Annotated in this window: 8 protein-coding genes; 3 read left to right on the top strand and 5 right to left on the bottom strand. The window is 28.0% G+C overall.

The window, feature by feature from the left end; genetic code table 4:
- Nucleotides 1–107: 107 nt before the first annotated feature.
- Both EXC51_RS03900 and rpsT read left to right on the top strand, forming a co-directional pair.
- Entirely contained in the window at nucleotides 108–2,057 is a 1,950-nt protein-coding gene (locus EXC51_RS03900) for a hypothetical protein (protein ID WP_129620608.1), read from the top strand.
- A gap of 76 nt (nucleotides 2,058–2,133) precedes the next feature.
- Nucleotides 2,134–2,397 carry a 30S ribosomal protein S20 gene (rpsT, locus tag EXC51_RS03895; RefSeq protein WP_129620607.1) on the top strand — a complete coding sequence of 88 codons (264 nt, stop codon included), beginning with the start codon at nucleotides 2,134–2,136 and terminating at the stop codon, nucleotides 2,395–2,397.
- Nucleotides 2,398–2,480: 83 nt separating this feature from the next.
- On the opposite strand, the gene EXC51_RS03890 is transcribed toward rpsT, so the two are convergent.
- Entirely contained in the window at nucleotides 2,481–3,311 is an 831-nt protein-coding gene (locus tag EXC51_RS03890; protein ID WP_129620606.1) for a bifunctional 5,10-methylenetetrahydrofolate dehydrogenase/5,10-methenyltetrahydrofolate cyclohydrolase, read from the bottom strand.
- Nucleotides 3,299–5,791: a valine--tRNA ligase gene (locus EXC51_RS03885; RefSeq protein ID WP_129620605.1), complete on the bottom strand. Its 2,493-nt coding sequence runs from the start codon at nucleotides 5,789–5,791 to the stop codon at nucleotides 3,299–3,301. Before EXC51_RS03885 ends, EXC51_RS03890 begins: the two co-directional genes overlap by 13 nt.
- 123 nt (nucleotides 5,792–5,914) lie before the next feature.
- On the opposite strand from EXC51_RS03885, the gene EXC51_RS03880 reads away from it, so the two are divergent.
- Entirely contained in the window at nucleotides 5,915–8,005 is a 2,091-nt protein-coding gene (locus EXC51_RS03880; RefSeq protein WP_129620604.1) for a hypothetical protein, read from the top strand.
- Nucleotides 8,006–8,239: 234 nt separating this feature from the next.
- Here the strand turns inward: EXC51_RS03880 and EXC51_RS03875 are convergent, their stop codons facing one another.
- The 3 genes from EXC51_RS03875 to EXC51_RS03865 all read right to left on the bottom strand — a co-directional run bounded on the left by EXC51_RS03875 (nucleotide 8,240) and on the right by EXC51_RS03865 (nucleotide 24,263).
- Nucleotides 8,240–9,775 carry a GA module-containing protein gene (locus tag EXC51_RS03875; protein WP_129620603.1) on the bottom strand — a complete coding sequence of 512 codons (1,536 nt, stop codon included), beginning with the start codon at nucleotides 9,773–9,775 and terminating at the stop codon, nucleotides 8,240–8,242.
- A gap of 251 nt (nucleotides 9,776–10,026) precedes the next feature.
- Nucleotides 10,027–11,658: a hypothetical protein gene (locus EXC51_RS03870; protein ID WP_129620239.1), complete on the bottom strand. Its 1,632-nt coding sequence runs from the start codon at nucleotides 11,656–11,658 to the stop codon at nucleotides 10,027–10,029.
- 23 nt (nucleotides 11,659–11,681) lie between these two features.
- Nucleotides 11,682–24,263 (bottom strand): lipoprotein 17-related variable surface protein, encoded by a 12,582-nt coding sequence (locus EXC51_RS03865; RefSeq protein ID WP_129620602.1) that lies wholly within the window; start codon nucleotides 24,261–24,263, stop codon nucleotides 11,682–11,684.
- Nucleotides 24,264–24,444 lie beyond the last annotated feature (181 nt).

Here is a 24,444-nt window from a genome sequence, read left to right as displayed (position 1 = left end):
TTAACCTAAAAAATAGGGACTAAAAAAATTATTTTTTTTGCTACATTTTTTCAAAAATTATTAAAATAATTCATATCAAAAAATTAATTTAATATTAAGGAGAAATAATGGAAACTAAAGAAGAAAAACCTCAACAGCGTTTTTTTAAAAATAAATGAAAGAAAGTGGCGTTAGTTTCCTCCGTCCCGATAATAGCAGGTGCTATGATATCACTTGCAGTATATAAATATTCAAAACCTTTTAAACCTGCTTTTTATAACTATAAATCTTATATGTATCAAGGTAATATAGATAAGATCAATAATAATTTTACTTACAAAGTATTTGACGAAATTATCGAATTCACAACCGCTCTTACTAACCGTAAAGTTAGTGCTGGTATTGGAAGTGAATTCCAAGCAGTTGGTTTAATTAAAAAAGACTTAATTCGTCCAATAAACTTTCAAAAGTTTTTCCAGCTTGATCATAAACCAAATAAAACCGAGCTTGAAGCAATGCTTAAAAACATTTACACTGAGCCAGTTTGAAAACATTTAGCCTCATATGATAAAGATGTAAATGATGCTAAAGACCTTAATGAAGAGCAATGAAACGAGTGAAAAGAGAAAAATCCAGATTCAGTTAAGCACTTATGGGAATACGTGCTTCCTTATTATGTGCAAGATTCAATGATTGGTTACAACCCTTTAAAATCTAAAGCTTCTAAAGATCCAATTACTGAAGAAATGCTTCGTGAAAACGCAAAAAAACTTAACCAAAACTACTGAAATAAACTAGAAAAAGAATTTGAAAAAGAAGGTAAACAAGATGAATTTAACACAGTGTTAAATGGTGTAGATCAAAGTGATCTTAAACCGTTTAACTACGCTTCAATTTTTAACATCTTTAACTACCTTTCACATAATGGATACTCAAATTTTGTAATTACTGATGCGGTTAGAAATAATATGCTTTATGGTAGTGCTTATAACAAAGTTGCGCTTGATTCAACCCCTGGTGCACCTTTTGAACTTGAAAACCTTTTTACAGGTAATAGCACAATTGATAATTACAAATGATCAATTGATAACTTTATTTCACTTGTACAAGATTCAACTTCATTTAGAATTGCAGATGGAAAAAACATTGCTTTTGACGGTGATGGACAAAATATTTTACGCAATTTAATTGATCCATCAAGAAAAGATGTTGATGTTGCTTTAATGTTTAATGGTGATGCTCTTGATGCTTATTATTCAGAAGATAATGAACTTAGAGATGAAAATGGAAATCTTGTTCCAGATGGAACTATTCAAGCATTCAAATTTAACAAAAACATCATATTATTAGATACATTCGTTGTTGCTAAAGATGTAAATGAGCAAACTGAAGATATAATTTATGATTCAATTAGAACTACAATTTTTGCAAACTTAAACAAAATTAATCATGTTATGGCTACTAAGGGAATTGCTAATAAAACTGAAGCTATGAAAGAATCATTACTTGAATATTATCAAGAATACCTTGAGTTTATTTTCAACAAAAAAAGTGAACTTTTAAATTCAATGCTTGAACAACTTAAAACTATTTATAAAGAGACTATCAAAGAAGAAATTTTTAATGAAGATTTACAAAAATTCAACGAATTTGTGGCTCAAAAATTTGAAAATAATCCTGAGTTAATTCAACAATTCAAAGAACTTTTCCCTCTTGAAAAAGAAAATGCTGCTGAAAGCGATGAAGAATTTGTTACAAGAATCGCCAGCATTCTTTCACACGTAAATTTAGGAAATGAAGCTTACTTTGAAGAAATTGTTGAAACAAAATATCCTAACCTTACCAACTTTGACTTTATTAACTATACTCCTTCAACTACTATTGATTATGAATTTATTAGAAGAAACTATTTTATCACTGATGAAAATGAATATGATTTAAGAGCAATTAAAATTTATGAGATTGCTCTAACCGACAAACAAAGACAAGAAAACTTTGAGCACAAAGGTATTGGTTCAGTTGATGATAAACTTCGTTCACAACTTGATACATACTACTTTAATAAAACAAAAAGTTAATAACAAAATAAATAAATTAAGATATAATTAATTAGATTTTTCAAATTAATTTAATTAGAAAAAGGGAGGTTAGATCATGGCTAACATTAAATCTAAAGTTAAAAGTATTGCTAAAATGGAAGCTGCTCGTGTAAAAAACGCTGCTATGAAATCACGTGTTAAAACTGCTATCAGAAAAGCTCGTGAAGCTGTTTTAGCTAATGCTGAAAACGCAAACCAATTAGTTGCAAATGCACACTCTGTAATTGGTAAAGCTGTTTCTAAAGGTGTTTTCCACGCTAACAAAGGTGCTAGAAAACACTCACGTTTAGATCAATTCGTTGCTTCACACAAAAACTAATTTGGTGTGAAACTTAGATGTAGCTTAGGCTGCATCTTTTTTTATAAAAAAACAAACCTTAAAGCAAGGTTTGTTCGCAAAATTTAGCTATATCTTTCAACTAAATTCTTAAGTAAACATACAACTGTCATAGGTCCAACACCACCAGGAACTGGGGTGATGGCACTAACTTTGTCTTTAACATCTTCAAAGTCAACATCACCACAAAGATCAACTGTAAGCTTATCATCTAAATTAGTTCCCACATCAATAACAACAGCACCTTCTTTAAGGTTATGAGCTTTGACAAATTTAGCTTCACCAATAGCAACAATAACTAAATCACTAGATTCAATTCCTTTAATTCCAGTTTCTTCATTAAAAGTTGATACGTGAGTATTATTTCTTTTTAAAATGTGAGCCACTGGTTTTCCAACTACTTTTGAACGCCCAACAACACTGATTCGGTTATCTAAAACAGGAATTTTGTAATGTTCAATAAGTTCCATTACAGCTCTAGCTGTAGCTGGAATGTAGTGTTTTGAATTTGGTTCATTGTAAAGTAAAAATTCGTTTCTAGCACTAAGTCCATCAATATCTTTATCGTATGGAACAGCATCTAAAATAACTTTTTCAGGAATGTGATCTGGAAGTGGCAATTGCACAATAATTCCATCTCCTCATTCATTGATTGAGTCAAGTTTTTTAAGCAATTGGTTTTGAGTAATTTTTTCAGGGTATTTGAATAATTTTCCTTCAATTCCTACTTCTTCACATTTTTTTAATTTAGCACTAATGTACTTATTTGAAGCAGGGTTGTCACCAACTTGAATAATTGCTAGACGAAGAGGTCTTGGTAAATTAATCTCCTTAATTTGTTTTTTAAGAGCTTCAAGTTCTCTTTTTGCAAGTTCTTTTCCACTTAATATTTGCATTTTAATTCCTCCTCATATTTAGCTAATTCTTTTTCATATTTAACTAATTTTTCTTTTTCTGCATCCACTTTTTCTTTTGGTGCTTTAGCAACGAAATTAGGATTAGATAAAATGTTACTTGCTCTAGTAATTTCATTTTTCACAAAAGCGACTTTATCAATTAAAGCTTGTTTATTTTTCTCTTTAATTGACTCATCTTGTTTAAGATATAAGTTAATTTGATCTAAGGCAATTAAATAATCTTTATTAGCTTCTCTTTTAGCAAAAGCCATCTTATCAATTGCAGCAATCATTTTTGGATCAACTACATTGTCAATGTCATAGTAAATAACTTCTTTTTTAGAAAGATTGTTTTCTTCACGATATTTACGAATTTCAGTTACAACATCAATAATTTGATCGATATATTGAACATTTTTATTCTCACGAATAATTGGTCATTTTTGCTCAAGAAGCTCTTTGTTAAATACTTCTGAGTAAATCCGATCAGTAATAAAAGGCATAAATGGATGAAGCACGATTAAAGTTTTTTCTAAAATCCGCATTGCTCCACGTTTTGATGGGTTAGATTTAAGAAGTTCAATGTATCAACCACTTAATTCATTGAAAATATAACGATAAATATCTGAACCAATAACGGCAAAGTCATATTTATCAATATTGCGGTTAATTTTTTTGCTTAAATGCGCTAATTTATTCATAATTCATAAATCAGCATCAGTTAAGTTTTTATTTTCATCTTCAGGCATTTCGTTAATGAATCTAGCTATGTTTCAGAACTTATTACTAATTTTTCAAGCACTTTCAACTTTATCTTCGCTAAAACGAATATCCATTCCAGGTGTTGAATTAGTAATTAAAGACCATCTAAGAGCATCTGAACCATATTTATCAATCATCTCAATTGGGTCAATTCCATTATTGAGTGATTTAGACATTTTCCGTCCTTGCATATCACGAATAAGTCCGTGCATAAGTACTCTTTTGAACGGAATTTGTTTCATAAATTCAAGCCCAAAGAAATACATTCTAGCTACTCAGAAAAAGATAATGTCATATCCAGTAACTAAAAGTGAAGTTGGATAATAACGATTTAAAAGGGCATTATCTTTTTCGGGTCAGTTCATAAATACAAATGGTGCAAGCCCTGATGAAAATCATGTATCTAAAACATCACTATCTTGGGTTCAATTTTTTCCTGGTGATTTAACTTGAACTTTCATATTTCCATCTTGATCATATCAAACTGGAATTCTGTGTCCTCATCAAAGCTGACGTGAGATAGCTCAATCATGAACATTATCCATTCATTTTTTAAGTGTTTCTCTAAAACGCTTAGGGAAAAATTTAACTGCTTCTTTGCTTTTTAAATTATCTAAAATTAAATCTCTAAAATGATCCATTTTAACAAATCATTGAGGCATTACAAGAGTTTCTACAACTGTTTTTGAACGATCTGAAATAGCTACATTTGAAGTTGTTTCTTCAACTTTTTCAAGTAAGTTGTTTTCATCTAAAAACTTAGCAATTTCTTCACGAGCCACGAATCTTTCCAAACCATTGAAACGCTCAATATCAGAAATAATAATTCCGTTTTTATCAATTGTTTCATTAATTTCAAGTCCATGCTTTTGAATAATATCAATATCAACTTCAGCATGAGCACTTAATTTCATAAGCCCGCTTCCAAAGTTTGGATCTACATATTCATCAGCAATTAATGGAATGATTTTCTTAGTAATTGGATGAACTACTTGCGCATTTTTTAGATGCTTATAACGCACATCTTTAGGGTTATAAACTACAGCTACGTCACTTAAAAGAGTTTCAGTTCTAACTGTTGCAATTGTTAGATGATCGTTTGAATTAAGCAGAGGATATTTAATGTAGTACATTTTTTGAACTCTTGGCTCATTAACTACTTCAATATTTGATAAAGCTGTCTGTAATTTAATATCTCAGTTAATTGCACGGTTTCCTTTGTAAATGTAACCTTTTTTGTATAAATCAACAAAGACTTTAAGTACCGCTTTATTAGCTTTTTTATCTAAAGTAAAACGCTCACGATCATAATCTAGTGCAAGTCCAACTTTTGATCATTGTTTTCTAAATAAAGTCGCATATTCTTTTTTTCATTCTCAAACTTTATCAACAAATCCTTCTCTACCTAAATCATGTCTAGTTTGCCCTGTGCTTTGATAAAGTACATCTTCTACTTTACTTTGAGTTGCAATTCCAGCATGATCCATTCCAGGAAGTCATAAAACGTCGAAGTTTTTTAATTTTTTATAACGAATAATGGTATCTGGAATATAAACATCAAGAGCATGTCCAAGGTGTAATTTTCCAGTAACATTAGGCGGAGGTAATAAAATGGAAAATGGCTTTTTCATTTCATCATGAGTAGAAAAATACCTTTTCTTTTGCCATTTAGAATCGATCCCTTTTTCTACCTTTATGTGTTCATAAGTTTTATTCATTTTCACCTCATAAAATAAGTAAATTTAGTAATAGAAGTATCATATATTTATAAAATATACTAGTCTTTATAATTATAAATTATTTGCCTAAATAAATTGTTAAAAACATTATAATTTCAAATTATGAAAAAATTAAAAACATTATTTTTGGGTTCATTAGCCCTAATTTCTCCACTTTCTTTTATCTCATGTGATGATAAAACTAAAAATGAAGTCGATTTATACCAAGAAATTACCAAAGATGCTTCAGTAGCTTCTTTATACGAAACTTCTTTTAAACAAATCAATGATTTATTAATTTCTAGCGTTGACGAAGTAATTTCAAATATTAAAAATGATGAAAATATTAAAGAACGCTTTAAAGATAAACAAGAAGAATTTGAAACAGAATTAGCTAGAATTCAAACTGAATTGTTAAATAAAGAAAAAATGGCTGAATTTTACGAAAATGGTCTTACTTTAATTAAAGAAGACCTTGCTAAGAATAATAACAAGTACCAATTAAGCATTATTTTAGGTAAAATCAACAACTATACATTTTCTAACGGTTCATACCCAACAGCAATTTTAAATTTTGCTTATAATTATTTAAACAAAGATACAGCTAAAAAAATTGATGCTTTGGTTAAAAAATATGACCTTAGAAAACTTTGACTTCAAGTAAATAATAACTTTAATTACTTTAAAGAAGAAATGGACTTATTTTTAGATAAATTTGCTCAAAAAGAAACTGGTGAATTTACAATTACACCCAAAGATTTACTCAATAAAACAGTAGCTTCACTTGATGAATTTGCGACTGGATTTAAAACTGTAGTTGCAATTAAAGATGATGCTGAACAAAATCAAAAAATGAACGAATTACTCCAAAATATAGCCGCAAAATATCAAGAAATTGTAAAACAGTTTCAAGATAATTTTGCTAACATCATTTATAAAAATGGTGAGCAGTATCAAAATCGTCCATTTAGCTTAACAACACTTCATTCAACATATGAAAAAATGAATGAATCTGGTTCAGTTCTTATCAAAAAAATTCCTTTTGTTACAAAAGAAGATGTTCAAAGCTTGCTTAGTGTTTTTGCAAAGCAAAATCCTTCACTTGATACTGATGAAAAAAGACAAGAATGAATTAATGGAACAAATGAAAAATTAAATCAAATTTTAGCAGATAATGCCGATAAACTTGATTTGGAAAATGTTGATACTCTTGATGATTTAGTCCCTTTCCAAGCAATGAGCGTGACATTAAAATTATCAAATAACGCAAATGAAGAAACTCCAATTTTAATTTACAAAAAGAATGACCAAAATGAGTTTGATAAGCATAATTTAGACCCTAAATTAGATCCTAAATTAGACCCTAAAAGTATCGCAGGTAAAAAATTATTATCAACACAAATTGCTGATAAAGTTAAAGAAAAATACTTAGTAAAAATGGATTTAGATTACCTTAAATTCTTTAGCAAAAACAGCACTTTTAACCCATCATTTATTGAGTTTTTCAAAAAATTAAATGCTGATTCAATTAAAGACAATAATGGAAGATTTATTTTTCCACAAACACCATTGGCCTTTGTTTCATATTTAGATTTAAAAGTTGTTTCTTTAAATGTCCAAGATAATAATTTAAATCTTGAGTTTAAATTCTTTGATCATGGAAACGAAAGAATTATTGACACAATTGGTGCTACTTTCTATGAATCATCAAAAGCTAGATTATTTGACTTTTCAACTACTAGTCAAAATGCTAGTTTACCAATTACAAATACCACACTTTACTTTGAATTATCAGAAGAGCAATATGATAAGTTAATTGGAAGCAAAATTTTAGAAGATAAGACTTTTGAAAATGTGCAACCTGCTAGAGATCCACAAAATCCTGATCGGATTTTACCTCACCCTGGACTTGCTCCCGTGGCACCAGAAGCTCCAACAAGACCAAATGAACATGCTCATGATAATGAAAATATTTCTGAAGAAGAAAAACAGGCTAAATACCAAGCTGAGCTTGAACAATACAATCAAGAACTTGAAGCATATAATCAGAAAAAAGATGAATATGACAAGCTTATGGAAAAATACAATTCTGATTTAGTTCAGTACAATGAATTAAATGCTAAATACATTGAAGTTCAAAAGCAAAAAGAAGAATATCGTAAGGCGCAATTAGCTAAATTTGCAGAAATTGTAATTGATTTATCAATGAATTAATAAACTATTAGTTTTTTCCACGCATCTTGCGTGGTTTTTTTAAAAAATGCTTCCCTAATTAGTTCGCAGTTGTATAAAACTAAGTTTCCAAGTTGGGTCTAAAGAATAGGTTTAACTTAAAAATTTAAGATCAAAAAAACACCAAAGCTAATTTCTTTGGTGTTTTGTTTTAATTAAGGGGTAAATATTGCTTCTGTTGCAATATAAATTAAAAAGATTTGAAATAATTATTTATTATTCTTCTTTTTTACGTTTTTTAGCAATAAATCAAAGAAGGATTGTAAGTCCAACAATGGTTGTTGATAAAACAATTAAGATTCAAAGTCATGTTGGTTTTGAAAGTGAAGATTTATCTTTAGTAACTTCTAAAGCAGCACTATAAATAACATCAGAAGCATCGTGTTTTTCAATGCTTTTGATGGTTGTAATGTCTTTTTCAGTTAATTTATCACCATTTTTGGTAATTATATCAAAGTAATTATTTTTAATTAATCCTTCATTGAATTGCTGATATTTGTTAGGAAGAATTTGGTGAAGTTCTTCAAGAACATATTCGAATCTAGCTTTATTTTTATCAAGTAAAGCATTAACTAAATCAATTTCACTTTGAGCAACTTTGTTTAATTGCTCTTTGTTAGTGCTATGTGTTTGTTTAATTGCTTCTAATTCTTGAGAATTTAAAGCAAAGTCAATTTGAGTTGCAATTGCTTTTTCTAATCTAGCTTTAACATCGCTATAATCACTTGCAGCAACACTTGAATTTCTATATTCTCTAAGAGCATTAGATAAGTAGTTGTATTGCTTATAAGCATTAGCTATTTTGTCATAATCTGGATTATTAATTCCGATTTGTTTAATTCGATCAATAATTTCATCAATTTCTTGATCACTTAAAGCATTATCTTTGCTATTGTCTAATAATTTTTTAACTAATTGATTTGCTTCTAAGATTTCAATTTTAAGTTCTCTATATCAGCTTTCGCTTGAAGCATCTGCATTTTTAACACGATTAATTAATTGCTCTTTATCTAAGCTAGATAAGTTTGGCTGAGAGTTAATTCAATCAATTAATTCTTGTTTTTTATCATTTAATTGCCGTGCTTTATCTAACACATCATAACGTTTTTTAGGATCATTTGTGCTTTCGATTTGATCTTTAAATACCTGTTTTTCCTTATCGGATAAATTAGGCATATTATCAATTAAATCTTTAAGGTTTTCTTTATTATCAAGAATATTTTTAATAGCTTTCTTGATTTGATCCACGATTTGCTCTATTTCTTTAGCTGTTTTATTTTCTAAATCATTAAGAGCTTCTTTACCTTTATTAATTGCCTGATCATATGAATTTTGCTTATCGCTTGGAGCTACTACATATGGGATTTCTTTAACAAAGGTATTAGATTGATTTACTAATTTTTCAAGTTCATCAGCAAGAAGGGTTTTTCTTTGATCTCCATTAAGAGCTTCAAAATCTTTTTTAACTTTAAGGTAAATATCCTTAGTTTGCTCTAAATTAAGACCTTTTCCAGCTTCTTTATCCACTAAATTAGTAGCTTTTTCATAAGAAGCATCAAAATTATTTTTAAGATTATCGCTAGCATTAATGTAGTTGCTTAACTGTTTTGGATCTGAGTTATTTCCAGATTTAATTACATTTGAAATGTAATTATTTAATGTTGCCATCTGGTCATTTAACTTAGAAGCTTCCTCATTAATTTCATTTACTTTTGAAATTAACTGTGTGTAAATTATTAAACGAATTGTCACTCTTGTTTGTTTCTTTTAATATAATTATATTGAATTCTTAAGAATTCAACACAAGCAGTTTTGATATTAATTATTGAAATAAAATTCAAGTATTGAATTAACAAAATCAATTAATTGTGTATGTTAGTTTTTGGTTTTACAAATTCAATATTTGTGCTGCCGCACGGGCCTTCTTTTCTTTCGCAGAAAAGAAGCAAAAGAACTTCAAAATTCATAAAGAAATTGTTGATTATAAAATATGTTTTGTGATATTAGTTGTCAATAAATGCAACTTTATCTTTTCACTCTATATCTTTTTCAAGTAAGTTATAAAGTTTTAACAAAATTTCTTCACTTCTTTCAAGTATTTTGATTATCTTTTGTGCATTTTCATTTTTGAGAATTTCGTCGGGAAAATGTCTTAATTGTGACTGTGCTAAAGTGAATTTTCTAGAATTTACAATTGCCTTTGCAATCACATGTACTTGTGGGATAGAAATATCTAACCCTTTAGCTAAAGCATAAATTTCGGTTTCATTCAATTCAGATTCTTCAACTACTTTTGCAATATATTTCTTATTATTGATTTCGAAATATAAGTTTTGGTTTACATCTAAACATAAATTAATATCTTTTCCGCTTTGTGAAAAAAACATTAATCTTTTATTATGTTCGTCGTAAGGGGCGAGCATTTTATTTTTATACATAACGACTCCATTATTTACTCTTCTTCTAATTCTTAAAGAAAAATCGTAAATATTTGAACTAGGATCGTTTTTGATAAATTTGCTTTCTTTATTACCTTCTGTTTTTTGAAAATGTCTATTATATTCATCAATAATTTCTTCGCTTCTTTTATTTAACTTTTCAATAGAATCAATACCTTTATTTTTAAATAAATAAGGGTAATAATTTTGAGCACTAGCAAAAGATCTTTCCACATTTGGCTTATCTTTAGGGTTAGACGACACAAATAAAGTAATTCCTCTATCGATTAAAGCCTCTTCAAACATTGTGTATGTTTTTTCCGAACCTCAAAAAGTTCTTCTACGATCTGTTGTTATATTTGAAGGAAATCCATATTTTTTAAAGAGTTTATCAATTAGCTTTTGGTATCCCACATTTGTTTCTTGCTCTTCACATTGAAGTTCAAGTAATTTACCTGTAGCTGAATCAATTGCGTGGTAAATGAAAACTTTTTTATCCCCGAAAAATATTTCTTGACAAGCATCTAATTCAACATTTTCACCAAATTTTAAATGTATATTTTTAGCTTGATAAACGCTTTTTCTTTTCTTCTCACGTTCATCTATTTCTAAAGAACCAATTCTTGTGAAAAGTGAAGTTTTTTCACCAATTTCTTGTTCAAGCAATCTTCTAATTTTTCTAGATTCTCTTTTACCTTTTCTTGTCATTTGGATGTTAATGAAACCTTGCTTTTTAACTCTTCTAAAAGCTTGTGAATAACTAATATTAAAACTTTGTTTTACTTTTTCATAATAATAAAGTCAAAAAGGAGCGGTGTTAATAGTTGCTTTTTTAGGAAAAAATTCTTCAGAAAAATCGTAATAATCACACATAATTTTATTTATAGTTTCATCATTATATTTGAGTGCATTTTCATTTTTTCTACCTTTGTGAGCAACGTTAAAAGTACCATTTTCTATAAATGGTTTTATTTCTTGTTTGTATCTAATTATTGTTCTGACGCTGACGTGATACATCCTAGCAAGTTCTTTGTTTGTTCTTTTGTTTCAAAACCTTATAATACCTGCTATTATTTGAGCCTTTCTTTCTTCGTAATAGCTCATTTTTTTATGTGTTGTTATTTTAAACACACCCATAGTCACTCCTTTATCAATTAAAATTTTATCTAAGATGTAGATTTTTAATTTAAAACTCAAGGGTGTGACATTTCGTTTGCTATTTAATATTCCTCATTAATTTCATTTACTTTTGAAATTAACTGTGCATTTGTAATTTGCTCTTTGAAGTTATTGATTTGAGCATTATTCAAGCTTGAATAATCGTCTAATTTATTTATAAGTTCATTTTTAGCATTTTTTAAGTTTTCTTTAGCTTCAGCAATTAAGTTTGCCATATCTTCTTTAGTTTTATTAACTAAAGCATCAATTTCCTTGCTTAATTCTTCTCAATTTACTGGATCAGTAAGATCTTTTTTAATGAAATTATCATTATTAATTACGTCAGTATCTAAATTATCTTGAGTTTCCTTAGTTGCGTTTTGATACTCATTTTGCTTTTGAAGATCTTTAGCTTGCTCCTGAACCTTTTTAAGTTCTTCCATTTTTGATGAAAGGCTTTCTTTTATTTGTTCAGCTTCTTCAAGCTCTTGATCATTTTGAGCTTTTTGCACTTGCTCTGCTAATTTTTCTTTTTGTGATGGCGTTAAATTAGGATCGTTATCAATTTTGTTAATAAGATCTTCTTTTTTATTGCTGAAGTTAGCTTCACCATTAAGTGCATTTTTAGCTTCTGTAAGTTCTTTTTCAATTCTTGCAACTTCACTTAAATCAAGATTTTCCCCATTAGCTTTATCAACTAAGTTTTCAGCATTTGCAAGTTTAGCATCATAATTTGATTTTAAATTTTCATCAGCATTGTCATATTTAATTGGATGTTCTGAAAGTTGCTTTTTAGCTTCGCTAATAGTATCATTTAACTGGTTCATAGCACCATCTAAAGTATTTGCTTTATCTTTAATGCTTTCAACGCTTTCAAGCAATTTAGCATTATTAACTTCTGCAATTAAGGCTTCTTTTTGCTTATTATTAAGGTTATTTAAACCGTTAATGTAGTTAATTGCTTCGCTTTTAGCATCAGCTAATTTTGCATCACCATTAAGGTTGTCAATTGATTCTTTTAGATTTGAAACAAGCTCATTAATTTTTTCTGGATCAATGATGCTTGATTTTTTATTCTCAGCATCTTCGCCTTCTTTTGATACTTTTTCTACCTCGATAAGTGCATTATCATAATTGTTTTTGTAAGGTTTTTCAGCTGTATTATCTGCGTTAAGGTAATTTCCAGTTTCTTTTGTTTTAGCTTCTTTTTGTTGCTTAGCTAAAGTGTTAAGTTCTTTCATTGCTTCGTTAACTTGATTTGCAATTTCTTTAACTTTAGCAACTCCTTCAGGGGTTTTCTGTTCAGAAACTTTTTGCTTAAGAGCATCTTTTTGAGCTTGGTTTAAATCGCTAAGGTTATCAATAAAATCATTTGCTTCATTTTGAACTCTAGTAATGTTTTGCTCACCATTAAGTGAATCAAAAGCATTTTGAATTGCATCATTAATTGCTTTAATATTTTCAGTATCAAGCAACTTATCGAAAGTGTTGTTGCTTAATTTATTATTAAGCTCCTGTGCATTATCAATTGCTTTATCGTAGGCATTTCTTAAAGCTTTTTCAGAACCAGTGTAACGAATTGCTTCTTTATTCGTGCTTGCTGCATTGATATTTTCTTTTAATAATTTAGTTGCTGAATTAAGGGCTGAATAAGCTTTATCAAGATCTTCTACTTTTTTAAGTGTGTTTATGTTGCTTGAATCAATTTGAGCTTTAGCAGCTGCTTTTTGTGCATCAGTTAAATCATTGTATTTAGTATCAATATTATTTTTTGCTTTTGTTTTTGCCTCAGCAAGTTTTTCTTCACCGTTAAGTGCTTCTCTTGCATCAATTAATTTTTGATGTTCTGCTTTAACTTTTGCTAAATCAAAATTAGGACCAGTTTTAACATTTGTATGATTTGCTTGGTTTGTTAAAGCATCATCAAAAGCTTGTTGAAGTCCTTGATCTGCTTGAGTGTAATCTACATCAGTTTTTGAAATTGGATTAGAAGCAAAATTTTCATTTTTGTAAGCAAGCATTGCTGCATCTAAAATATCACCGTTATTTTGAATTGCTTCAATTTGAGAAAAATTATTATTAATAACTTGATCAACTAAATCTTGTTTTTGAGCATTTGTAAGATTTGTTAACTCTTTAATGTGCTTAATAGCATCTGTTTTTGCTTTGTTTTCTTGTTTTGCTTGCTGCACTAAAGCATTAACTTTTGCATCAAAACTTTGAGCATTAGAATCTATTACTTCTTGAATAACTCAAGATGGATTTATTGATTCTTGATAAGTTAATGGAGCTTTGTTTATTAAAATTTCATAATTTTCTTTTTCTTGCGAACTTAAGTTATTTAAGTTGGCAACAATATTATTTGCTTTACTTTTTGCTGAATCTAAATAATTTTTTAATAATGCAAAAACTTCATCACGGTTAATATTTTTATCAAGCGAGTCAACATTATTTTTAAGAGCTATCTTTTGATCATCATCTAATAAAACAAATTGATCTATTTTTGCTTTTAGATCTTTTCTACTTCCATCTAAATTATCAGTTTTTGTAATAAGGTCATTAGCAGCTTCATCAACACTTTTTGCTAATAACTCTAGATTTTTTGCTTTTTCTTCAGTAAATTCAACCAATCCAATTGCTGCTTTTTCTGCAATTGCATCATTAAGAGAATTATTTAATGCATCTTTAGCAGTTTGCTTATCTAATTTAAAAATTGGTTGGTTTTTAGCATCTTGTGCATTGATAATTGCTTGCTCTAATTTTTTAAGGTTAGTATTTAAGTTTGTTGCATTATTTTGAATACTTTGAGCAGTTTCAAGTGAATTTTGATTTTCAATAACACTATTAAGATCATTTCTTTGCTCTGCTGTTAATTTATCAAGCTCATTAATTGCTTTTTTAATTTCTTGAGCGTTTTTATTACCATTTAATGCTTCTTTTGCATCAGATAATTCTTGCGCTAATTTATTTAAGTTTGCAAGATCTTTAGCATGGCTATTAGAATCGATTTCTGTGCTCAATTTAGTTAAAGCATTATCAAAAACATCTTTTTTCTCTTGATCTGATAAACGGTAATCAATTGAATTTTTGTATTCTTCCGCTTCAATCTTAAGTTGATCAGCTAATTGTTTAGCGTTATTATATGATTTTGCTTCTTCTAAAATTTTCTCAGCTTTTTCTGCCGTTGTAGCATTTTCAATTCTTGCTTTATAAGCATCTTGTTGATTAGTGTTAATTGCATTTAACTGGTCGATTAAGTTTTTAAGAGTTTGTTTTTTAGCATTTTTAAGAATTTCATCCAATTGATCTTGTGGTGTTGGAGTTTGATTATCAATTGTAAAATCAACATCTTTGACTTGCTTAATGTATTCTTGAAGTTGCTCGTCACTTAAATCGGTAAGTTTATTTAATTCAACAATTGTTTTTTGTTTTGCTAAGTTGTAAAGTTCAGCTTTTTGAATAATTTCATCAATTAAAGTTGCTTTGTTTGAACTAGTATTATCAATGTTGTTGATATTAGAAATTAAATTACTAATTTCATTTGAGTTTAAATTACTTAATTGATTAATTTCTTGGATTGCTTTTTGTTTGAGACCATCTAAGTTAGCAAAAGAATTTTCCAAGCTTCCATTTGTTCGATTATCAGCAATTAAAACATCTAATTTTGAACCTTCTTTTGTTCCATCATTTTGAGTTGAATTAATAAGTTCTTTAGCTGCATTGAAAACTGAATCATAAGCTTGTTTTTTCTCTTTTGTTGCATAAGTGTAATCAACTAATGAATGAACATTTTTATTTTCATATTTAGTTACTAAATCTTTAAGTGTGCTCATATTCTCATTAATTGAACTATAGCCATTAAATGCTTTTTGAGCCTCTACATAACTTGGAGAATCATTAATTGCTTTAATTAAGTTTGAAGTTTGTTTTGGATTTAAATGTGGATATGAATTATTTATTTGATTTATTAAATCTTGCTTTTGAGCTTCTAAAACAAGTTTATCTAATTCTTTTTTACTTTTTTCACTTAAAGCGATTGGATTTGAATTAGAATCAACTGTTACAACAAGATTTTTAACTTTTTGGATATAAAACTCTTTTTGTCCTTGTGAATTATTTGAATTTGTTGTTAAATGATTTAATCCATCAATTAACTGAATTCTCTTTTCTTTTTCAGAATTAATTAATTTGGTTTTTTCAATTATTGCACTAATTTGATCAGTGTAATTGTCTTCGAGTAATTTAATTCTATCAAGATCTGCTATTAAAGCTTCTTTTTCTGTGTTATTTAAATTTGGATATTGTGAGCTATCATTAATTTTATTTTTAGCCACAACAATTTCACCATCTAATAAGGCAAAAAGATTATTTAAACTATTAGCTTCATTTTTGTTAGCAATTAAAGTTTCTAAATTATTGATTGCGCCTGCTAATTTACCATTATCTGTTGTTGAAACAAGCAGATCTTTGGCATATTGTAAGTTTTTATCAAAATTGTTTTTTGGTGTTTGACTAGCTTCTGAATATTTTGAATTTGAATCAGCATTTTTTAATCGTTCAATTGCAGGGATTACAACTTCTTTAAGTTGTTTCATATTTTCATTAATAGAATTATAACTATCGAATTTCTCTTGAGCTAATTCTTTTGTTGTTTGTTCATTGATCAAAGTAATTAAATCAGCTTTTTGTTTAGGGTTTAAGTAAGTATAAGTTGTATCAATTAAATTAATTAAACCTTGCTTTGTAGCTTCTGTAACAATATTTTCAAATTTTTGTTGATTATTTGAATCGTTTTCATTGTACTCTGCATCTTTAATTTTTGCAATATACTTGTCTTTTTCTTGTTCGTTTAAACCATCGATCTTTTTGATTTTTTCTATATATTTTGCTTTTTCGTCATTTGCTTTTTTAGCTTTATTAATAATCTCAGCAATTTCTTCTTTGCTTTCTGCATTTTCAATCAACTCTTTATATTTAGTTTTTTCTGCTTCTGAAAGATTTTCAAGAGCTTCAATTTCTTTTGATGCACTATTTTTTTGAAGGTTAATTAATGCATTATCTAAAGCATTAATTAATTGATCGACTTGATCAACATTTGCATTAGCATTAATTAAGTCTTGCGGAGTTTTATTAACACTTGTATTTCTGTTATTAATAATATCTTTTGCATTAGTTAAAGCATCATCATAAGTTGTTTTCAATTCTTGCGATGCATTAGTATATTCAGGAGAATTTTTATTAGCAGTTTCTTGAGATGCCTTATCAATTAATGTAGACATTTTTTCATAAAGTGTATCAGCGTTATTTTTAACTGTCTGAATGTTAGATAAATCAGTAGACTTGATTTGCTTTTTGATTTCATTAATTTGAGAGTCATTAAGTTTTTTAGGCTCGCGGTTGTTAATATCATTAAAAGCTTTTTCTTTAGCTGTATTATCGTTTTGAGCACTTTCTACAATATTATCAATAAGTTGTTTTGAATTAGAATTGTTAGCTACAAGATCAACTTGATCAATTTTATTCTTGAAGCTTGATTTTTCATTATCACTTAAAAATTCAAGATTATCGATTAATTTTTTAGCAACTTCTTGATCACCATTTAATTTTGCAAACTCATTTTTAAGAGATCCATTTGTGATTTCATCAGCAATTAAAGTACCTAAAACGCTTTCACCATTATCTTGATCAGAAGTTAATAAGCCTTTTGCTTTTTCCATTAATTTATCAAAATCAGTTTTATTTGTAGCTTGAGTATATTTAACTTTTGTTTTACTTACTTCAAGTTCATCAATAATATCTTTTAATAACTTCATATTGGTGTTAATTGTTTCGTAATTTGCAAAAATATCAGCTAAATTACTTACTGGTTCAGTATTTAATTTACTAATTAACTCTTGTTTTTGTTTAGGGTTTAAGTTTTTAAGTTCATCAACGCGATTTAGATAAACCGTTCTTTCAAGTTTTTCTTTAACTTTATCTAGCTCATCAGTAGTTGATTTGCTATTAGCTTCATTAGTTAGTTTATTTGCTTGCTCTGGTGTTATTTTATCTGCGTTTTTGTATTCTTCGATTTTATCTAAAATTGAATTTCTATACTCTTCTAAATTAGTTAAGAACCCTGTTAAGCTAACTTCTTTTGTCATGCTAATATCATTTGAGCCAGCTGAATCAATAGTATTTAATTCAGCTAAAGACTTATTAGTTTTGATTTTAACAGAGATATTAAGTGTACCACTAACATCATCTGCACTAACAATATTTATTACTTGTCCACTAGCTTGATCAATTTGGTTAATTAAATTGTTGTTAAAACTCAATTGAGCAGATTGTACAAGTGAAGCTTTAGTATTATTTTTATCTAATCCTGTGTAATTTACAAGCGGATTTTGACTATTTGCATTAACTAAATCTTGCGCTAATTTCGCAATTCTTTCTGTTTCAGTTGTAAATTGGTTACTTTGAACATTTACAAACGCTTCTTTTGAATTAGAAACAGCACTTTTTAATCCATTTTGAGTAGACTGAAGGTGGTAAGTGATTTTTAATCTACCTGTAATATCATCAAATTTGAAACTATCGTAAACTACTTTTTGAGTATTCGAATCCATTGTGACTTTAACATATTGTTCGATATTATCACTGGTAATTTCAGAAGCAAGAACTTTAACAGCATTTTTAGTAAATGAAACATTAACCTCATTATTTAAACGGTTAATTTCTTCATTTTGATTTGTTAAAAATCCTGTTGCACTATTATTTTTTTCTGATTCATAAACAACATTTGTAAGGTTAGTTTTAGTAGAAACAATGCTTCAAGTTCAAGTAGCACTTCCATTTTCATCACTTGTATTAGTTAAAGCGGGAACAACTTTTGCTTTTGAGTTAGCTAAATTATTGTTAATAGTTTCAATGTCAAAACTTGAAACATTTAAACTTGATGCTTTTGTAGTGTTTTTATCAATTGTATTTTTAAGGTTAATAAGGCCAAAATTATCTAATTTTTCAAGTCTTTCCTGTTCATTTTCAAAATCACTAACAACTACATTTGCAATATGTTTTGAAATAGCACTTGGTGTAGTAACCAATTTTGACACTACATCATAAGAAATAGTAATTTCACCATTACGTTGATTTGTGTTATTAACAATAATGTTTGTAATTTCTTCAGTTGTACTGTTGTAATTTGCAAAAGTTAAATAATTTTTAACATTAGAATTATTTACAGCATCTGCACTAATTGCTTTGCTATTTTTAATTGTAACTGTTGGAGAAACTTCACTTATTCTTTGCGATTCTGTTTTAAATCCTGTAAGAGAGTGTGGTGCATTAGCATCTTCTAATGTAACATTTTGAGAAACATTTAAATTAGATTTTGTTGAATTAACAGTATAAGTGAAATTAATTTTTCCATTTCTTAAATCATCTTGAGTTGGAGTTTTAATTACACGGTTCGAAATAGAAAGCTGAATTGAAGGATCTGAAAGCTCTTTTAAAGTGTTATTTTCTCTAACTTTAAACACAATAGCACTTGTTTCTGCTTGGTTAGGTGTGACATTAGCGCTATTTGGGTACTCAGCAACTAAATTAGGTAAAAGAGCTGCAATTCTTTCTTGCTCCATTTGTTCAGCGGTTTTAAAAGGACCTACAGTAACAGTTTCAGAAACTTTGTTTGATTTAGGAGCCACAAAGTTTGATCATGATTGTCTTGAAGGATCATTAATAGTAATTAAGTTAGTTTTTTCACGTGTTGAAACTAAAGTAAAGGTTGATTGGATATTGCTTGTGGTAGCATATTTTCCAGTAATATTAACCTGATCTACTCTTGCATTTTGGACATTAGAATTAGCTGCTAAGCTAAAGTCTGCATTAGTCACGCTATTTACATCTTTGTTTTTGTTTAAAATGTTTGAAGTTACATTACTTGCTTTCAATAGCTCATTTAAGCGGCTAATTTCAGTTTTAAATCCTGAAATTATTTTAGTGTAGGCATTATCTGACTTAACATTTGTCATTCCGGCTTTAGTTGATTGTAGCTTATAACTAACTTGTAAATCACCGGTTACATCATCATAACCAACAATTGTAATGTCGCTTGCACTTGCTTCACCGGTTATTTGGAAACTAATTTTATTAATTGAATTTGCAATTTTAAGTGTAGATGCTTGGACTTGTTTGTCAGCCACATCAACTTTAACTGAAATATTACTATTTTCAGGATCATTTAAACGTTCTTTTTCTTCTTGTAAAGAAGTTTTAAAGTTAGTAATGAAATTTGTTGTCTTTGTCGAGCTAATTTGAATATCTGTTTCGTTTTGGAATTTGTTTGAAGTAATTTGATATTCTAATTTTAATTTTCCATTAGCATCATCTATCTCGGTTGTTCTAATTTTAGTTACGACTGTATTTGCGTCAGGTTTATATGTAGTTGTAAATTTACCTAATTGAGCATTTTTAGCTAAAATGCTTTTAGAATTTGGGTAAGTAAACTCAACAACTAAATTATTAATTCTAGTTCTTTCTTGTTCAATTTCATCACCATTAAGAGCGCTAATAGCATTTGACAATGCGCTTTTTTTACTTTTTGTATTTTCAAGCGCTTTTTCTGTAGAAATAAATTGACTAATTTCTTTTAATTTTGAATTAGCATCAATTAAATCTGAAGCGGAACTAAGAGCATTGTTGAAACTTGTTTGTTTAGAATTTGAAGCACTTGTATAATCTGTTGTGCTTTTAGCTGTTTTAGCATTATTAATTTGAGATCTAAGAGATGGTACAAAATCATTTAATTCTTTTGCTTTTTTAAGGGTTGTTTCACGTTCACTTTGTGTACCTTGATTTCTAATTTCATTTAAAATTTGATTTTGTAATTGTTCAGTTAAATTTTTAAATTCTTTAACTCTTGTTTCACATGAATCTCCATTTAAAGCATCATATGCATTTTTAAGTTCTGATTTAAGTGTGCTTATAGAACTAGGATCAATAATTGCTGGAGAAGTTGTATTTTGAAGCACTCCTTTAGTTTTTTCTAATTTTGTTTTAAAAGTTTCTTTAACATCATTAGTTGAATAAGTGTAATTGCTTGAAGTTAAATTTCTAGTTGCTTCATCTAAAGAATTAAATTGTTTTGTAAGTTCAACCATTGAAGTATTTAAGTTTGAAATTTTATCAGAGTAAGCATCTTTAGTTTCTCTTGTAAAAGTAGTTTCTTTAATTTTCTTAATTAAAGCATCTTTTTGATTTTGAGTTAATGCAGAATTTTTTCCATCAATAGTTGATGAATTCACTTTATCTATTAACTGTTTACGGTAGCTATTTTGAGTTTTGAAAGGTAAAATAGCACTTTGTAAACTTAGATCATCACCAAATCTAATATCTGAATTTCTATTAATTTGTGCATTATCGATTGCATTTCTTAACTGTTGTTTTTCAGTAGCTGTTAAATAAGGATAATCTGAATCAATATTATTTTTTAAGTTTTTTTTAGATTTATTAAATGCTTCGTTTGTTTTTGATTGTAAGAAACTGTCTGTTTGAGCAATTTTATTAATTAATACATGTGTATTGGCATCATAAGAATAGTTGTTTTGAACTTGGTTATTTGCAACAGCATTTTTAAATGTTAATTTTTGATCTTTTGTTAAAAATTCAAAACTATCAATGTTTCTTGAATATTCTTCTTTATTACCATTTGAGCTAACCATTTTATCAACTCATTGAGATTTTAAGTTAGCATAAGCATCATTAATAAAAGCATCTAAACGTGTTAAATCTCTATAAATGCTATCGGTGTTAGAAACATTTTTATCATTAAGTTTCTTTAAATAATCCTTATATCATTTGTCATTAATAAGGTGATTTTCTTGAGTTGAATTAGCATAAATATTGTGATAATCAGAATCAGGATTATTGTTAACAAATTTATCTTTTTCTTCTTTAATAGCTTCAATTTTCTTATATAAAGTGGAAATTGCTAAACCATATCTATTGACAATATCAGCCATTTTATTTTTGTAGTTTTGGTCATTTACAAATTCGTATCTATCTGGAGAACTTGGTTTTGTATTTGGATCATCATAAAATTTAATTGTTTCATAAATCAACAACGTTTTTAAACTTTTTGAAACTACTGACAATTCACTAGGTAATGAAAGTGGAGCTAAAGCTTCATTTAAAGCTTTTTCAAAGCTGTCTTTACTATCTTTTGCTATTCTTTTTAAAACTTTGTCTCAAAGTTCAGCATCTTTCTCTAGTCTAGGTCAATCTTTGAAATCAGCAACATCATTTCTTTCTTTTGCTTCTGAATCAGTATTGAAATCTGACTTTATGTTAAAGTATGTACTAATTGAGCTGTTTTCACTATTAAACATTCTTTCGATATACTGACGCATTGAATTTTGCATTATATAATAGTTTGTTTTCATTGGAACTTCAATATTATCAATTGAAAACGCAGGTGTTTCAGAATCTTTATATTTTGTACCTTTAGATAAATGGTAGTATGATTCTCCATTTCTTTGTGATTCATCTAATCTATCGATTCAAGAAATAAATTCTTTAAATGTATTCACATCTTTGCTTGCTAAAGCATTATTTCATTCATCTTCTTGAGCGTTAGTGTATTTTGAAACAGGGGAATCAGTTGCATCGTTGCTTGGATCAAATAAATAACTATTTTTATAATCGTTATTACTTTGGCTTTCTATAACATTTGTAGCAGCTGAGATAACTTTATCTTTTTGAATTTTGGTTAATCATTTTTTACTATTAAGATATCTTTTAACTTTTTCTAAATCAGTTAATCGATAAGTAATATCTTCAAAAACATAGAATCCATCATTTATTTTGTTTGAAAAAGAAGTTAAAGGAAGTCCAGCAGAGTTAGCTGCATATCAAATTTTCTTATCTTCATTTTTTGTAAAAACAGGTTTGGCAACTAATGAATCTTTATTAGCAATTATTGTTGATGAATTAACAGTAGATTTAGTATCATATTCTGTTAAAAATTCATTATTTTGATTTTTAGCATTTGCTAAACTATCATAATTCTTTTTAGATTGAGTATAAATTAATTGATATTGAATATCTTTAGATTTATCAATAAACTCGATGTTTGTTCTAGGCAAGTTATCATTTTCGCTTGCAAACTCAGGTTCTACGAATGATCTTTCTTTAGTTATGAATTTTTTAATCATTGATTCATTACGTTTAGAAACTTTCATAAATCCAGAAGTCATGGAATTATGACGATTTTCACTTCAAAACCTATTAGTTCCCGCTCCAATAAATGAATTTTTTAAATTAGAGTTGTTAACATTTATAGGTGAGCCTGAAAATAAGTCACTTTTATTTTCATTGTGTTGTTTAACTTCAAATTCAATAATTACTGAAGGGATATACTCGCCTGTTACTCTTGAAGCTGTAACATGGAAACTGAAAATAGATCCTTGATTATCTCTAAGGACATCTCTGATTGATTTTGATACGCTGCCACCTGTTTGATTTGTATATTGATAAGAATATTTTTCTTTTTCAATTTCTTTTCAACCAAGACCAAACTTAGTTCTTCCCTCATCATCTACTTCATAATTAAAATTCGAAGGTGTAGAAGGCGCTTTAGAATCAATTAAGATTTTGTCTAAAGAAGATCTAGAACCACCATCTTTTGATAATCAATTTTTAGTGTAATTATAATTTGGTGAGTTTTTAACATCTTCTGGAACATTTTTATAGTAAGAAACATATTGATATTTATCAAGAGAAGCTCAATATGAAATTGAATCATTAACAATAACGTGGTTTGCTTGATTTTTAGCAATATCTTGTGTAAAGTTAATTGTATAAGGGTTAATTTCATCATTATTCTCATTCCAATTACCTTTTTCATTTATTTTAAAAACATATGTTTTTACACTTCCTGGTTGTATTCGTGTAAAGTCAGTAGTATCTTTGTGTCTAGCAAATAATGTAAGTTTTAATTGCCCAGTTAAAATAATGTCATTAGACATTCAAAAAGCACCATAAAAATTTGAATCCTCAGTATATAAATTAGTTAAATTAAATCCAATCCTGAATTTTTTAGTGTTTGAATTTGATGAAAAACCATCACCTGATCAAAAGTTACCTTTTGCAATATTATCCCCAGATCAATTAAACGTATTTCTTTGTCCTCATTTGAGGAAATTGTAAGCACCAAGAGCTGTGTTGTTGTATCTTCCACTATCAATTGCTGCTTGTTTTTCATTTACACTAAAAAATCTACTTCAATCACGAGTAGACATTTCTGATGGAGATGTTCTATTTAAACCATCGTTTGCTTTTGTGCTATGTGTACTTTCTATATCAAAATCTCTTCGATTACCCTCTAAATTTAAATAATTATAAAGTTCTTTTTTACCAAAATTCGTTGGAGTTAAAAAGTTGTAATCATTTAAATTTCTCCCCGAATTTACACCTTCGATATTTGCATAATTAGTTCAAAGAGTGTCTTCAGAAAAGATGGTGATTTCTTCAAACTGAGTATCTACAACTTCATTTGCAGTTGCCGAATCATTTGTCGCAACTGATAAAGTTGCAAATAAACTAGTAAGTGAAACACCGCTTGCTAAGACAAACGGGATTTTTCTTGTTTTCTTATTTTTGTGCATAATTTATTACTCCTTTCTTTTAAATTATTGTTATAAAGTATTTAATTTATAAAAAAATTCCCTTTCTTTTATTAAAAAATACTTGATTAATTATATGAAATAATCTAGATATTGAAAACATTAACGCTTTCCTTTTATACCTAAAATATAGATCTAAAAGTTTTTTTTTTTTTTTAAAAGA

Source organism: Mycoplasmopsis gallinacea (genome assembly GCF_900660495.1).
Taxonomy (GTDB): Bacteria; Bacillota_I; Bacilli_A; order Mycoplasmatales; family Metamycoplasmataceae; genus Mycoplasmopsis; species Mycoplasmopsis gallinacea.
This window is presented reverse-complemented; position numbering and strand designations above follow the sequence as displayed.